This window comes from Paenibacillus xinjiangensis, from assembly GCF_059686975.1.
In genome coordinates this window covers 97,897-113,112 of the sequence record NZ_JCAALS010000022.1, presented here as the reverse complement: position 1 = coordinate 113,112, position 15,216 = coordinate 97,897, and the positions used below count along the sequence as shown (strand labels likewise).

Annotated in this window: 15 protein-coding genes and 1 pseudogene; 13 read left to right on the top strand and 3 right to left on the bottom strand. The window is 45.8% G+C overall.

From position 1 onward, the window contains the following. Positions 1–253: 253 nt before the first annotated feature. Positions 254–820 carry a hypothetical protein gene (locus tag AC6ESP_RS20890; protein ID WP_497098670.1) on the bottom strand — a complete coding sequence of 189 codons (567 nt, stop codon included), beginning with the start codon at positions 818–820 and terminating at the stop codon, positions 254–256. A gap of 724 nt (positions 821–1,544) precedes the next feature. Between AC6ESP_RS20890 and AC6ESP_RS20885 the strand changes: the two genes are divergently transcribed. The 7 genes and pseudogenes from AC6ESP_RS20885 to AC6ESP_RS20855 all read left to right on the top strand — a co-directional run bounded on the left by AC6ESP_RS20885 (position 1,545) and on the right by AC6ESP_RS20855 (position 6,777). Then, positions 1,545–1,886 (top strand): hypothetical protein, encoded by a 342-nt coding sequence (locus tag AC6ESP_RS20885; RefSeq protein WP_497098669.1) that lies wholly within the window; start codon positions 1,545–1,547, stop codon positions 1,884–1,886. 31 nt (positions 1,887–1,917) lie between these two features. Then, on the top strand, positions 1,918–2,472 hold the full coding sequence (locus AC6ESP_RS20880) for a hypothetical protein (protein ID WP_497098668.1): 555 nt from the start codon (positions 1,918–1,920) through the stop codon (positions 2,470–2,472). A gap of 193 nt (positions 2,473–2,665) precedes the next feature. Then, positions 2,666–3,076, top strand: coding sequence for a DUF4304 domain-containing protein (locus tag AC6ESP_RS20875; protein WP_497098667.1), 411 nt, complete (start codon positions 2,666–2,668; stop codon positions 3,074–3,076). Between the two features lie 501 nt (positions 3,077–3,577). Beyond that, positions 3,578–4,127, top strand: a pseudogene (locus tag AC6ESP_RS20870) (histidine phosphatase family protein). A gap of 35 nt (positions 4,128–4,162) precedes the next feature. Then, positions 4,163–4,876, top strand: coding sequence for a HEAT repeat domain-containing protein (locus tag AC6ESP_RS20865; protein ID WP_497098666.1), 714 nt, complete (start codon positions 4,163–4,165; stop codon positions 4,874–4,876). A gap of 479 nt (positions 4,877–5,355) precedes the next feature. Next, on the top strand, positions 5,356–5,928 hold the full coding sequence (locus AC6ESP_RS20860; protein ID WP_497098665.1) for a YdcF family protein: 573 nt from the start codon (positions 5,356–5,358) through the stop codon (positions 5,926–5,928). Positions 5,929–6,333: 405 nt separating this feature from the next. Then, positions 6,334–6,777, top strand: coding sequence for an HIT family protein (locus tag AC6ESP_RS20855; RefSeq protein ID WP_497098664.1), 444 nt, complete (start codon positions 6,334–6,336; stop codon positions 6,775–6,777). Between the two features lie 120 nt (positions 6,778–6,897). Here AC6ESP_RS20855 and AC6ESP_RS20850 read toward each other — a convergent pair whose 3' ends face one another. Beyond that, positions 6,898–8,130 (bottom strand): aminopeptidase, encoded by a 1,233-nt coding sequence (locus AC6ESP_RS20850; RefSeq protein ID WP_497098663.1) that lies wholly within the window; start codon positions 8,128–8,130, stop codon positions 6,898–6,900. A gap of 181 nt (positions 8,131–8,311) precedes the next feature. Between AC6ESP_RS20850 and AC6ESP_RS20845 the strand changes: the two genes are divergently transcribed. The 4 genes from AC6ESP_RS20845 (at position 8,312) to AC6ESP_RS20830 (ending at position 12,011) form a co-directional block, all read left to right on the top strand. Continuing rightward, entirely contained in the window at positions 8,312–9,433 is a 1,122-nt protein-coding gene (locus AC6ESP_RS20845) for a M24 family metallopeptidase (RefSeq protein ID WP_497098662.1), read from the top strand. A 66-nt stretch (positions 9,434–9,499) separates the two neighbouring features. After that, positions 9,500–10,234 carry a LamB/YcsF family protein gene (locus tag AC6ESP_RS20840; RefSeq protein ID WP_497098677.1) on the top strand — a complete coding sequence of 245 codons (735 nt, stop codon included), beginning with the start codon at positions 9,500–9,502 and terminating at the stop codon, positions 10,232–10,234. Positions 10,235–10,248: 14 nt separating this feature from the next. Beyond that, positions 10,249–11,001, top strand: a complete 753-nt coding sequence (gene pxpB, locus AC6ESP_RS20835) for a 5-oxoprolinase subunit PxpB (protein WP_497098661.1) — start codon at positions 10,249–10,251, stop codon at positions 10,999–11,001. Then, entirely contained in the window at positions 10,998–12,011 is a 1,014-nt protein-coding gene (locus AC6ESP_RS20830) for a 5-oxoprolinase subunit C family protein (protein ID WP_497098660.1), read from the top strand. Before pxpB ends, AC6ESP_RS20830 begins: the two co-directional genes overlap by 4 nt. Here the strand turns inward: AC6ESP_RS20830 and AC6ESP_RS20825 are convergent. After that, positions 12,001–12,924, bottom strand: a complete 924-nt coding sequence (locus tag AC6ESP_RS20825) for a proline dehydrogenase family protein (RefSeq protein WP_497098659.1) — start codon at positions 12,922–12,924, stop codon at positions 12,001–12,003. The two genes, AC6ESP_RS20830 and AC6ESP_RS20825, sit on opposite strands and share 11 nt — an antisense overlap. Before the next feature lie 634 nt (positions 12,925–13,558). Between AC6ESP_RS20825 and AC6ESP_RS20820 the strand changes: the two genes are divergently transcribed. Both AC6ESP_RS20820 and AC6ESP_RS20815 read left to right on the top strand, forming a co-directional pair. Beyond that, the gene (locus AC6ESP_RS20820) at positions 13,559–14,590 is read left to right on the top strand and encodes a LacI family DNA-binding transcriptional regulator (protein WP_497098658.1); all 1,032 of its coding nucleotides are present in this window, start codon (positions 13,559–13,561) and stop codon (positions 14,588–14,590) included. 14 nt (positions 14,591–14,604) lie between these two features. Continuing rightward, positions 14,605–15,165, top strand: a complete 561-nt coding sequence (locus tag AC6ESP_RS20815; protein ID WP_497098676.1) for a glycerol-3-phosphate responsive antiterminator — start codon at positions 14,605–14,607, stop codon at positions 15,163–15,165. Positions 15,166–15,216 lie beyond the last annotated feature (51 nt).

Sequence of the window (15,216 nt, the reverse complement as noted above, 5' to 3'; positions counted from 1 at the left end):
CAAGTCCCACGGGCAGGTACGTTCGACCCGGCTACTCTAATCCTCGAAGCAAATGCAAAAAGGATCAACCAGAAAGAAATGGTTGATCTCATAATACGAACGGGCAGTTTAATGCAACAACCGCTTGGAACATTATGCTAGAGGGTGGTAGGAAAAAGGTAAGCGTAAAATAGCCCACACCTAGTCATCAGGATGTGGGCTTCGCTATGATTTAATTAGCTCTTAAAGACGCGGCAGGTCAGCGGAATCATTCTTACCACCGCCACGAATCAGTTATATAAAGTAATTTCCAAACATTATTTTCAAGCTGAAACACAAACATCTGCTTATCTGTTTCAATTTCCTCGTAACCATCGATCTTCTCTGTATATTCTACCCAAACAGGTTTAGCACCATCAGGAGGTGTAAGGTCAGGTTTCACCGTGAAATCTAATTTATCGATACTTAAAAACTGCTTTTTAAAATCAAGCTTCCCTTTAATTGGAGTCATATCTCCTGTAATGAATGAATTATATGCATCAATGTCCTTCTCGTAAAAAGCTTTCACTATGTTATTTAATGTCTTTACAATCCCTAATTCATCACCTTCATATTTACTTTCATCGATGTACTGAGGCGGTTGATCATTTTTCGTCGCTGTAGGTATTGAATTTTCAGGCCGGTTAGAATCCTTATCAATACTAACGGAATGATCAATCGGGAAATCCAATTGTTCTTCACTTGTTAATTGAGTCAAATCCTCAGATGGCTTACATCCCAATAAAATCATAAAGATACAAATTAGGACTAAAAAAACAATCGCAGATTTGGTCCTCTTCATCACATTTCCTCCTTAGGTTAGATCATTCATTAAATTATGATGTATATAACTGAGCCATATGGAATTCAAAGGGAAGATGAGGTAACCATCTTAATAACTCAATGGTTTGTGTCATAGAGAGCATCTTAGAGCGTTAACATCCCCTCTCTTTATAAAACGCATTTATAAAAACACCGGGAGTTGCGATGATCACATCGTAGAGACGGAGGCAGCCGGTAATACGTCGGACCACGGGTTGAACGGCAATAGAACTTCAACGATGGCCGGATGACTTGAAGCAAATAGGGATATTACTCTCTTCCGTATAAACGCACGCTGTGCCTTATTTGTTTCGTCTATATAAGTAAGCGTAAAATAGCCCACACCTAGTCATCAGAATGTGGGCTTCGCTATGATTTAATTAGCTCTTAAAGACGTGGCAGGTTCAACCTCAATTCAGTATACTAACAAAGAAACGAGCAGATGGGAGCTACATTATTGCTGTGCTTCACGTAGATGAAAAAAGGCTCGAAGTCTTTTTCTAACTGCTCTGAACAAAAAATGTGACCTTTTATTACTATAGGGCGTTGAACTAACTGGGAACGATAGTTCAATTTCAAGAGGGCTGCCAAACGGAAGCCCTTCGTTACGCTAACTGGCAGATTACATTAATGAACCGTTGCTTAAAGGGATACATTTGGCATGTCACGAATTAGAGATATATAAGACATGCGAGGTGAAATTAATGTATTACTACATTAGTATCCATTCTGATGATTACACGAAAAAAGTAAAGTCAAAGGTTCTAGAGCAATACCTAACTCATATTTTGGAATTCGAAAAGGCAAGTCACCTAACATTTTTCAAAGAAATCAATGGAGAGCGTATCAAGATAAGAGGAATACCTGCTGATAACGATGGTAACTATGGGTTCGATTCACTGGATGCGATAGAAGAAGTTAATTTAATTGAGATTGATTTACCCAAATACATTGATGATATTCTGGAGCAGACCATAGCTGATATTGCTACCGCCATTGCAAAAGAGTTCTCATGGTTAATTGACGAAGATCATGGACTAAGCTAACGGTGAACATTAGTTCAAAACAACAGAACTGGTGATAGAGAATAATTTTTTTGAAAGTGGTGATAACAGTTTAATGATTGACTTTCTAAGTAACAAAGGAATTAAGGCATACAACGAAATTGTTCAGATAGCAGAACAACCAGACCTCTTGTTTTCTAATGATAGAGGTCAATATAATGCGGAAGCTAATTATAATCTTCACACCATACAGAAGCTAAACAAATTAATTAAGAAAGACAGTGTTTCAATTCATGAGTTAGAAAAGGTTTTTCTCTATATTGAAAACTCATGGCTGATGTATTTGAATAAGCATTTTAGGGGGAAATCGTTTCATTTTTACGTTTGGGGAGATTCTCAAATACCTGCGATTAGGTTATCAGTTGTTTCCTATTACGAGGGGTTAGAGTTACCGTTTGGTTGTACATTGAACAAGGTAAGTAACATAGAGAACGTACTGATTCAATACAAAGAGGAAGCACAGTTTGATGGTATTACGATTATCGAGACGGATGAATCAAACTTAAATGATGACGAAACAGAAAGTGATTTCATACTAACTGTTTATTCAAAAATCATTAACTGTTAGATACATTACGATGAGCGGTGACATAAATTATAAGTCAGGCTAATACGCTAAAGGGAAACGATAGACCCATATACACTTACGACAAAGCTGCCGGCATTATCGGCAGCTTTGTCACGTTAACTGGCAGGATAATGCAACGAATTATCGAATCCTAATATCTAGTCGGGCAAAGAAAAAGTTGGGGTGATTGTAGTTGTCAGTAGAAAGAGATAAAATGCTGAACTCACTTAAAAACATCGTTATTCCCAGCTTGCGCGAGCGTGGGTTCAAAGGTACATTTCCGCATTTTCGAAGAGTAACCGAAAAGAAAATAGACCTCCTAACATTTCAGTTTGATAAATATGGTGGTGGTTTCATCATTGAAGTAGCCGTTTGTTCTCCAGCGGGCCATACTCATCATTGGGGAGAAAAACTCCCGCCGAACAAAGTAACCCCATATGATTTGAATCTTAAAAATAGAAAAAGGATTGGAGATAAGGACAATTGGTTTAGGTATGACAAATTTAACTTGTTCGGTAATATTTACGATAAAGTTGCATACAAGGCATTAAAAAGTCTAAGTGAAGCGGATGAATATTGGTCCATAAGTGATTACCAACCGTGATTGAACTAACGGGAAACGCTAGTTGAACATCGAAAGGGCTGCCTTGTGGTAGCTCTTCATTACGCTAACGGGCAGTTTTATTAAATGACTAAGTTGCAGAAACCTAATGGAACTCACAGACGTTATTCCTATATTTCAGGTGGTATGTGGCGTTTAATGGAACGGGTCGCCGTTATTTGCACCGTTTCGACGGTGAGCAGTGGCTATTTGGATACATAAGGGCTTACCGTTCCGTTAGAATGCGTCAACACGACTTTTAACACGGTTAAGGTCTGTGAGTTCCGTAAGCAGCTTGAGTCTGCTGGGAGATTGTCATCGAGCTAACGGAGAACGATAGTTGAGTAGCGAAAGGGCTACCTTGTGGTAGCTCTTCATTACGAAAGGGCACGCTAGCTAGATGACTTCGCGAATACACTTTGAGAGGGAATATTCACGAACTTTGAATATCACGTTATGTGAAATCACAGTAATATAATAAATTAACAATTAAAGGAGGATTATATGAACACCATCATCTATATGGTTAGGCATGCTGAATCACCATACGATGAAGGAACTGAAAGAACAAGAGGACTCACCACAAAGGGCAAGGGCGATGTTGAAAAAGTTACAGAAATTCTTAAAGAAGAAGGAATAGATATTATTATATCTAGCCCATATAACCGAGCAATTCTGAGTATTGAGGGATTAGCACAAAACTTGGGACTAGATATCGAAACATCTGAAGATCTCAGGGAAAGGCATTTTGCGGGAGAAATTATTGGAAATTTAATGTCTGTTATTAGAGAGAAATTTTATGATTTTGATTATTCTTTGCCGGGTGGAGAGTCTAATTCTGATTGCCAGAATAGATCGATATCAGTGATAAAAAACATATTAAAAGAGCACTCTGGGAAAAAAATAGCTATGGGAACACATGGACTTGTAATGACTTTGATGATCAATTATTTTGATTCAAGTTATGGATTGGATTTTTTAAATCATTTATAAATTAAGTTTTGAAAATTTAGAACTAAAAGAGGTGATAAGACTATGGAATGAGGATTTTTGATTTAGCTAACGGGAGACGTTAGTTGAATCACACACATGGATGAGCAGGCACTGAGGTGGCCTGCTCATTTTATTATGCTAACGGGCAGGATAGTTCCAATATGTGGTATTATCAGAATAAACTCTTGGTGGTGTTTTATGGACGATTTGTACAAGATAATTCACGATCCAAATAAAGATATTTATCAGAAACTTGATGAGCAAATTGATGCTTTTTGGCAGTGGTCTAAGACTATAAAGCATGAATTTGAGTGGGAAACAACGTATCACAACTGGGAACTACTAAATAAGATATTTGATATTTTAATAGACACCACAACTTATTGTGATTGGGATCAAAGAACAATAAATAATTTGTTATATATTATCGGGAGGGATAATGAGTGTGAATTCTTGGTTCATAAATTGACCGATACCCCGGAAAATTTACTGTTTCTTGCGAAGCAGGGAGTATCATATCCTGATGCTGAAACCAAATGGCAGCTGGCACATTACCTTTCGCACATCGCATTGATGTTGCCGGAAGCAGAAGAGATTATTGTTAAGTATTATGAAGACTCAGACGAGTATGTAAAAAGAAGAGCACTTTTGGCACTAGGTATTATTGAATCAAGTTATGCAGAACAATTTGCACTTGAATCTTGGAAGGCAGGAATGAAGTATCGAAAACTTGCTGCATTGGAAGTTTTGAAACAGATTAACTCCTCACATTACTCAATTTTATCAGTTAGTATTGATGAACAAAATTGAGCTAACGGGGAACTTTAGTCTAACTAAGAGCTGTCGTTATCAATCTTATATATCATTACATTTGAGCTTACAGGCTGGTTAGCAACCGGCGGTGATGAATTTGATAATTGAAATTGATGGTTATTTCCATAATGCACTTATTATCGGCAAGACATGTTCTATCTTGGAATTAAGAAAGAAATATGAAACAGCCAAAAACCATTGTACAAACATAAATGAATTTACAGATATCTTTTGTAGGATGTTTCAATTTGAGCGTCTACCTTCTTCACACGAAATAGATGTTAGGTCAGATGTTGTAATTGATATCGATACTGACCGTATTTATGCGCCACGGCATTAAGCTAACGAGGAACATTAGCTCAATAAAGACACTACGGCAGCTCACACATGATGAGCTGCCGTTTTCTCAACTAAAGGGCAGAATACTTCTAATATATGGTAATATAATGGTGTGTAGTAATGGGGGAGGAACTTGAATGTCATATCCGTTTGATTGTATTACAGAGTTTATGTTTTTTGAAACATATATTGAACCCGCTGATGTCATCATGATTCCCGGAGGAAGCCATCCGCAGCTGATGGAAAAAGCAGCTGAATTATTTCATCAGGGTTTTGCGCCATACATATTGCCTTCAGGTGGTTCGACACCGAATGTAAAAACGACGGAATGGGAATTTCTTCGTAATATTGGAATAGCACTAGGCGTACCCGAAAATGCAATCCTCCGTGAGGATAAGGCAACCAACACCTTTGAAAACTCAAGATTTTCCAGACATGTACTTCAACAAAAGGGGGTTCGCCCCTCTAAGGCGATACTAGTTTGTAAATCATATCATGCAAGACGAGCCTTGTTGACTTATCAGGTTGATTTTAATGAAACTACTTTTATGGTAACCCCTGTAACTGATAAGACTGGAACTAACAAAGATAATTGGTTTCTTGACGAAAAGAGAATTACTTTCGTTATGAAAGAACTAACCAAGGTTGGACAATATTTTGCACATCATATACCGAATTGGGTAGAGCGTTCAGCTAACGGGAGACTTTAGTTTAAAACAACAAACCGGCAACAGATCAGAGATACGCTGCCGGTTTGTTGCTGAAGCAAAGGGCAGGATAACGAAATATATTTGATATGGTAAGAATGTTCAAAGATTTCTTTTTGGAACTGACGAACTTCCGAATGTACGGGTCTAAAGTTAGAACGTATGGAAACATGCGGGCCATCAAGTAATGGTGTGAGTGACGTAGAGTAAGAATTTCTTCTAATGTTCCTGGGATCCCATTACAGGAGTTTCATTGGTCATGCCCCTGCCCTCATAAGGATAAGTGCATTTCGGTCATACCTTATGTTGATCCTAAAATTATTAAGAATATAATGTAAATATCATGTGAAGGTAGCTATGCTGTGTGTAAACGGAGTGTGCGACTTGCCATAAACTAGGGGAAGGAAAATGTCCGAGAGTACTTGTCTTGGCTGCCAATTAGCCAATAAAGAGATTGAGGCCAATATTATTTATGAAAATGATAGGGTCACGTGCATTTTAGATATCGCCCCTCTAAATGAGGGACACATGCTAATCCTGCCAAAGAAACATTTTCGCGATGTCGATGACTTAGATGAGGCAACTGCAATTGAGGTTATGCGTTCATCAAGGTTCCTCACCATGCTTCTAAAATCACATTTTCAACCACAAGGCATTACTATTCTTCAGAATAACGGAACGTTTAATGATATAACCCATTATCATATGCACGTCTTCCCACGCTACGAATCTGACGGATTTGGTTGGTTAGAGCCTGTAGATTCAAAAAATGCCAAAGGTCGCTTAAAAGAAACCGCGGCGGTGTTGGTTGCTCTTTTGGAACAACAGCTTTTACGTAAAGGGCAACGATAGTTCAATGATAGAAACGGCGGACCAAAATTTGGTCCGCCGCTTTGTCATTAAATAGTTTAGATTTTTTTCATTGTCTACAATATTGGGGCTTGACCACCTATTAGAAAGAGCTTATTTATTCTAGAATGCCCAATTGCCCTCTATAAGCACAGGCTCCCGGGTTCCATCTGCGGTAACGCCGTATACGTCCAGCTCTGCGGAGCCGACCATGAAGTCGGTGTGAGCGAGGCTGGTGTTGATGCCTCTCTCCAGCAGCTCCTCTTGGGACAGCTTGGAGCCTCCCTCAATACAGGAGGAATAGGCGCTGCCGACAGCAAGATGACAGGAGGCATTCTCATCGAAAATCGTTTTGTAGAACAGGATGTTGGAATCAGAGATCGGGGAGCGATGAGGCACTAGCGCCACCTCGCCTAGATAATGTGAGCCTTCATCGGTGTCGATCAAGCCGCGGAGAGCTTCCTCTCCCAGCTCGGCACTGACGTCTGTGACCCGACCATCCTTGAAGGTGAACGAGAACTTATCAATAATATTGCCGTTGTAGCTTAGCGGCTTCGTGCTTGCTATTGTACCGTTAACGCCTGTACGGAATGGTGCTGTGTACACTTCCTCTGTAGGCAGGTTGGGAACGAACCAGACGCCTTGCTCATTGCTCTTCGCTCCACCCAGCCACAGATGGTTGTCTGGAAGCTGGATCGTCAGGTTGGTGCCGGGAGCGGTATATTCCAGTTGCTTATAGCTCTTGTTATTGAGATATTGGGCAAGCCGCTTGAGCTCAGCCGTATGCTTCTTCCAAGCCTCAATCGGATCTGGCTGATCGGCACGAACCATACGGAAAATCGTATCCCACAGCTTAGCAATCTGCTCTTCCTCGGGCAGATCGGGGAAAACTTTGGCTGCCCATGCAGCAGACGGTGCGGTTGCAAGAGACCAGCTATTGAGGAACGCTTGATTCCGCTGGCGGTAGCCGGCAGTAGCTTTGCGCATGGCAATGTTCGCGCGGTTAAGGCGATCCATCGCAATGCCTTTGTATAGATCAGGATCCGACGTTCCAATGGTGATCGATGCAGAGCCGTTCTTGGAGAGCTCCAGCTTCTCCGCCGCTTCATAGGTGGGCTCTTCCGACAAAGATTCAAGAGGAGCGAGATCGAATCTGATCCTTGAAGCGGCATCGTCCGTCCAGTTCACCTTAACCTGATAAGCGCCGACCTCATACGCTTTCTTAATGACGAGCCGCGCAAGCTCTGCCGCATCAATGGCTGCGGTTAGAATAACGGATTGCCCGGGCTGAATATTTGCTCCGACTTTTACAATAATGTCAGCATAGTTGTTCAGTTTCTGTTCAAAAGTTAACATGAATCGATCATTCCTTTCGTATACAGCGCTGTGACAAAGGTACAGCTTCAACCTTATCTATCTATTGTAATGGGATGCTCAGGAAATACCAAGGTCGCTTGTAGATCCGTTCATGGAGTTTCCCCTAGGTATGCTAATCTTATATAATCAATAAACAAGACTAATGAAGAGGTGTAGGACAATGAGCAATGTGTGGCAAGCACGCAAACAATATGTGAGGGATTATTTGAGACAGAATGGCATCGATGCCGCGCTCATTACGTCTCCTGCTAATGTCTATTATTTGACCGGATTTCAGTGCAATCCTCATGAGCGGTTCCTTGCTCTATCCATAGAAGCTGAGAGTGGAGTGGAGAATCTGTACATGCCGCTGCTTGATCTGGCTTCCGCCAAGGAATCTGCGATTGTGCACAATATGGTGCCCATCTCTGATGGCGAGGATGCTTATGAGCTATTGAAGCAGCATACGGGGCAATCCCTACTGAAGCTCGGAGTAGAGAAGAATGCGATTTCCTTAGCGAAAGCGGAGAAGCTGATGGATACCTTCGCGAATGTGGCGTTTGTTGATCTGGAGGAAGTGCTTCTATCTCTGCGAATGAAGAAGAGCGAGGAAGAGATCGAGAAGGTTCGCCGCGCTGTAGAGATCGTCGAGAAGGTCGTTGCTCATGCGGCAAGGATTGCGGTCCCTGGCATGACTGAGCTTGAGCTGACAGCCGAGCTTGAGTATGAGATGCGTAAGCTGGGAGCGGACAGACCAGCCTTCGAGAGTATTGTATTGACTGGCGCTCGCACGGCGCTGCCGCATGGTACGCCAGGTCCGTATCCGATCGAGGAAGGGGATTTCGTCCTTATTGATATTGGGGTTGAGGCGGGAGGCTATTGCTCTGATATTACGCGTACCTTCATCATGGGCGAGCCGACTGAGGAGCAGCGCAAGCTGTATGAGACTGTGCTCGCTGGCAATATGGCGGCCATTGAAGCTGCTCGTGCCGGAGTTCCGCTGGCAGCTGTCGATAAGGCTGCGCGTGATGTCATTACGGATGCCGGATATGGCCCATTGTTCACTCATCGTGTCGGGCACGGCTTCGGCATGGAGGTGCATGAGCAGCCTTCCGTATCGGGAAGCAATGATACGTTGATTGAGATGGGACTGCTGTTCACAATTGAACCGGGTATTTATGATGATATCATCGGCGGCGTCCGTATTGAGGATGATGTCTATATTAAGGAGGACGGCTCGGTAGAGGTGCTGACGAGCTATCCGAAAGCATTGATAAGCTTGGGCTTGGGCAGCGGGACTTAATTTAGCTGCCCACCAGCTTGGAAGGGGGCTGCGATAGTGAGGTTAACCGTTGATTTGAACGGCGATATGGGAGAAGGGTTCGGCGCTTATCGAGCAGGTGACGACGAGGAATTGATGCGTCACATTACTTCTGCGAATATCGCCTGCGGGTTTCATGCGGGCGATCCGTCTACGATGCGCAAGACGGTCAAGCTGGCTTTGGAGTGCGGCGTCGCAATCGGCGCTCATCCCGGTCTGCCGGATTTGGCTGGCTTCGGTCGACGGGCAATGGCGATTACACCTGAGGAAGCCTATGATATGACGCTCTATCAGATCGGGGCGATCTATGCTTTCGCATGTGCTGCGGGGGGAAGGCTTGAGCATGTTAAGCCGCATGGCGCTCTCTATAATATGGCTGCTGGGAGCAGGCCGCTGGCAGCTGCTATTGCGAAGGCGGTGCACAGCTTCGATCCGCAGCTTATCCTGTTCGGTCTTGCGGGCAGTGAGCTTACTCTGGCAGGAGAAGCGATCGGGCTGAAGACGATGCATGAAGCGTTCGCTGACCGCACCTACGAGTCAGATGGATCGCTTACTCCACGGAGCATTGAAGGGGCAGTGATCCATCAGCCAGAACGATCGATTGAGCAAGTGATTGGATTAATCAAGCATGGAACTGTGCGCTCTAGGCAAGGAGAAGACATTCCGCTCAGAGCCGATACGATATGCATTCACGGCGATACGAAGGATGCGCTTCAGCAGGTGATTAGGCTGAGAGAAGCGCTGAGTCAGGCTGGCATACAAGTGAAGAGAGCTGGAGTATAGGGGGAGGAGAGGCGATGAGAATCTTGAGGGAGCATGAATATGAGCTATTGCCGCTCGGCGACTCCGCCGTCATCGTCAGATTCGAGCAAATGATTCATGAGGATATTCATCTTCGAGTGAACGCGCTGCTAGGCACACTGGAGCAGGAGCCCTTCGCAGGAATGATTGAATGCGTACCTTCCTTTGCAGCTGTGACGGTCCATTATGATCCCTTTGTCGTGGCATGCCACCGCGTGGAGGGTCTTGCGAGCAAGACTGCGGTGTATGAGACAGTCTGCTCCTATTTAAGTGCTGCAGTAGACGCTGTTCCTTCAGTTGGAGAACAACCTGCACCTAGAATGGTAGAAATACCTGTATGCTATGGCGATGAGCTGGGGCCAGACCTGTCCTATGTTGCCCAGCATAATGGACTTGATGAGGAAGAGGTCATCGCTATCCATACGAGTGCTGTATATACCGTGTTCATGATTGGATTTGCTCCCGGGTTCCCCTATCTGGGAGGGATGTCAAAGCGAATTGCAGCCCCTCGGAGAGGATCGCCGCGCCCCCTTATTCCCGCAGGAAGCGTAGGCATTGCGGGTGGACAGACAGGCGTCTATTCGGTTCCGACGCCAGGCGGCTGGCAGCTCATCGGTCAGACGCCGCTGGCGCTGTTCCGCCCGCTGGAGGAGGAAGCGCCGAGCCTCTTGCAAGCTGGCGACTCTGTCCGATTCACTGCCATTAACAGAGAGCAATTCGATGACATAGCGAAGGGGAAGCTGCGATGAGCCTCCAAGTGATCCGTCCAGGACTGCTGGCAACGATTCAGGACCTGGGACGTTATCAGTACCAGAAGTATGGAGTCATCGTTGGCGGGGCGATGGATAAGAGAGCGGCGAGAGTCGCGAATAGTCTGATCGGAAATAGGGAGGGAGCAGCCGTTATTGAACTGACCCTCTCTGGTGCCGAGCTGCTTGTTGAACGGACAATGCTCATTGCCATCTGCGGAGCGGACATGCTCGTAACGGTAACGGGCAGCCGCGTTCCACTATGGCGTCCAGTTCTTATAAACGGAGGCTCCGTTATGAAGTTCAGCGCCCTGATCCAAGGCTGCCGAGCGTATGTCGCGATTGCGGGCGGGGTAGACGTTCCGGTATGGCTGGGCAGCAGAAGCACTTATATTCGCGGAGGTGCTGGCGGCTATGAAGGCCGGGCTCTTCGTGCGGGCGATCAGGTTACTGCAGGAGAAGCGGGGGCTTTGTCCATGCGCATAGAGAGCCAGCTAAGCAGCAGCGGCTATAGCGGGGCGCAGTGGTCGACAGTTGCTTGGCATGCGTATCCCATAGAGAGCCGTGCTAGGCAGGAGGAGACCGTCATTCGCGTCATGCCTGGTACGCATAACGGGCAGTTCACAGCTGCTGCCAGAGCCAGCTTCTTCGAGCAGCCGTATCGGATCGGTCCGCAGTCTGACCGCATGGGCTATCGCTTGGATGGCGGCTCAGAGCTGCAGTTATCTTCACCGCTGGAGCTGCTGTCAGAGGCTGTAGCGATAGGCACGGTGCAGGTGCCGCCTGCTGGCAATCCAATTATACTGATGGCTGATCGTCAGACGACGGGAGGGTATCCGCGAATAGCGCAGGTCGCCTCAGTCGATATTCCGCTGCTGGCACAGCTTAAGCCCGGTGACAAGCTGCGCTTCGAGCTTATTGCGCATGCGGAGGCAGAGCAGCTCTATATTAGCGAGGAGATCGCTATGCGAACGCTAAGGGCTGCTCTTCAGCTGAAGTTCAAGCCTTGAATATATTTTTGAGTACGAGCATCAGATTTGCGGGCTTCTCGGCAAGCCGGCGCGTGTAATAGGGATACCACATGCTGCCGTAAGGGACGTAGCAGCGAATGCGATAGCCCTCCTGTGCCAGCTTCTCCTGCTCGCCCATTCGCAGACCATACAGCATCTGGAATTCGAACGCGTCTTTGGGGATTTTTTTGGCACGCGTATAGCTCTTCACCCAATCAATGATTCGGTCATCATGCGAAGCGACGGCGGTATAGACCCCTTGGTCGAGCTGCAGCTTGATGATCGCTTTGAAGTTGCTCAGCACCTCACTTTTCTGCTGATAAGCGATCGTACTCGGCTCTTGATAGGCGCCTTTGACAAGCCGCAGACTTACGTTCTTCTGCATCAATTGCTTCACATCATTCTCCGTGCGATGAAGGTAGGCTTGGAGGACGGTGCCAACGTTCTTCAAGCCTCCAGAATGCAGGCGGTGAACGATATCAATCGTCGCTTGGGTGAACGAGGAATCCTCCATGTCGATTCGCACGAACAGCTGATGCTTATTGGCCCGCCATACGACCGCTTTGATATTGCTGTAGCAAGCCTCTTTGTCGAGCGCGAGTCCCATCTGGGATGGCTTCAACGAGAGGTTGGCGTTCAGCTTCCTGCTTGCAAGGCCATCCACCAGCCGCAAATATTCCTCCTTATACTCGGAAGCTTCCTTCAATTGCTGAATGCCTTCGCCTAGATGGTCGAGGGTGACCATAATGCCTCTCTTATTCAATACCTCAATCTCATCGAGCGCTTCGCTCAGCGTACTGCCTGCGATGAACTTGCCCGCCAGCCGCTTCCCGAATTTCAAAGACAAGCTCTCTACAGTCTTGTTGCCAGAAATCCTCAGCATGAGCTTACGATACAGCTCTGTACGATCCATGATTATACCCCTTTCTAAGAATGGAATAGGGTGGCGAGCCATCTATTGATAGAGCTTAATGGACGATGTATAGAGAGTTGTTGCATTCCTACATATAGGGTATTAGAGAAGAAGGGGAAATATAAGGAGGATTAAGGATTGCTTCGTATAAAAAGATTAGGCAGCTCGACTCCCTCCACAAGTGAAATGGGGTTGCAAAGCTGCGCACACTACCGTTAACCTCAAATTTTCTGTCGTTAAGCAACTTATTTCTCTATTTACTGCGCAGAATGGTGTTTCATCAATGATAGGAAGAAATAACAGTAACAGGAGAACTTCATTTCGTAATAAGGAAATAATAGCAGCAGCAGATGGGGTTAAGGCTGGCAGAGGCTAGATCAACGACAATGGAAGGAAATAAAATCATTAGCTTAAGAAAAAATAGCCTTAGTGCAACATTTGGCTGGTCAAGTCAGTACCAGTGCGAGTGCCAGTGCCATGGCCGAATACAGTAACTGCCGTAGAATAAGTAAAATTTTAAGTAAAATATCGCTAGACTTTAAGTAAAATTAATACTATTATTTGAATAAAGAATCGCAAACGCTTCCACAGAAGCTTAGGAAGTGGTCATTCAAGAAAGGACTTACTTATACTTATGGCAACCATTAAGGATATTGCACAGCAAGCGGGCGTATCGATTGCTACCGTGTCGCGGGTGCTCAATTATGACTCCACCTTATCTGTAGCCGAGCATACGCGCAAGCGCATATTCGAGGTCGCACAGGAATTGAATTATAGAACGCTTCGAGAGAGAAGCGCCGGGAACGGGCATACCAAGGAGACTTACCGGATTGGACTTGTGAACTGGTATTCCGATCAGGAAGAAATGCTCGATCCTTATTATATGGCGGTGAGGCTTGGTGTTGAGAGGGAAGCCTACAAGCGCCGAATGGAAGTCGTTAAGCTGCTGCTTGGCAATGGCTCCTATTATAGCGAATGGGTCGGAGAGCTGGATGGCTTGATTGCGATTGGCCGCTTCGAGCAGGAGGACTTGAGCAAGTTCCCGGTTCATATGGACAAAATCGTATTCGTCGATTGCTCCCCAGACGAGCAGCGCTTCGATTCGGTTGTGATCGACCTGCGCAAGTCGGTGACGGAAGCGCTCGATTATCTAGTGAAGCTGGGGCATTCCAGCATTGGCTACATTGGCGGGCGTAATACGGTGGACGGCAAGCCAGTCCGCGATGAGCGGGAGAAGAGCTTCTGCGAGTACATGGCAGACAAAGATCTGCTGGACCCGGCCTGCATCTTCACCGGAGACAATCTGTTCTCCGAGGATGGCTATATGCTGATGAATCGTGCGATTGAGGAGCAGCGGCTTCCGTCTGCTTTTTTCATCGAAAATGATTCCATGGCCGTTGGCGCTCTGCGTGCGCTGTATGAAGCGGGAATTGAGGTTCCAGGTCAGGTGTCCTTGATCGGATTCAACGACATGCCGATGTCGGAATTCGTCCAGCCTCCGCTGACGACGGTGAAGGTTCACATGGAGTACATGGGAGAGATAGCGGTTGAGCTGCTAGCGGAGCGCTTGACGACCAAACGGGATATTCCGAAGAAAGTGATACTACCTACGAGTCTGACGATTAGAAGCAGCTGCAAGCAGGCAGGAACGAATAGGAACGGGTGAAGGAAGGCGAGCATATGTCATTTTTTGGACAAAAGATTGTGCCAGCTGTGCGCGGCTGGAAGGACTTCGAGGCTCTGGTAGCTTCGCCATATCAGTATTTGGTGCTGCTTGACAGCCATATCGGACAGCTGAAGGGCGCGGTGGATGAGGCATCTAGGCATGGCAAAAAAATGCTCATTCATGCGGATCTGATTGAAGGGCTCAAAAATGATGAATATGCAGCTGAGTTTCTATGTCAGCATGTTCGGCCTGCCGGAATCATATCGACGAGATCGGTCGTGATTCAGAAGACGAAGCAGAATGGCTTAATCGCCATTCAACGTCTGTTCCTGCTCGATACGAATGCACTGGAGAAAAGCATCGCGCTCGTCGGACGCACCAAGCCGGATTATATCGAGGTGCTGCCGGGGATCATGCCGCATATCATTAAGGAAGTGTATGAGCGGACAGACACCCCCATACTTGCAGGAGGCTTGATCCGAACCGGAGATGATGTGGAGCTGGCGCTGTCTGCAGGGGCAGTTGCCGTTACGACCTCCCGCAAGGATCTGTGGAAAAATTACGCACAAGCTTAGCATAGAGTGTAGATCTTGTTATAGGACAATCTAGAGGAGGACATCATATTA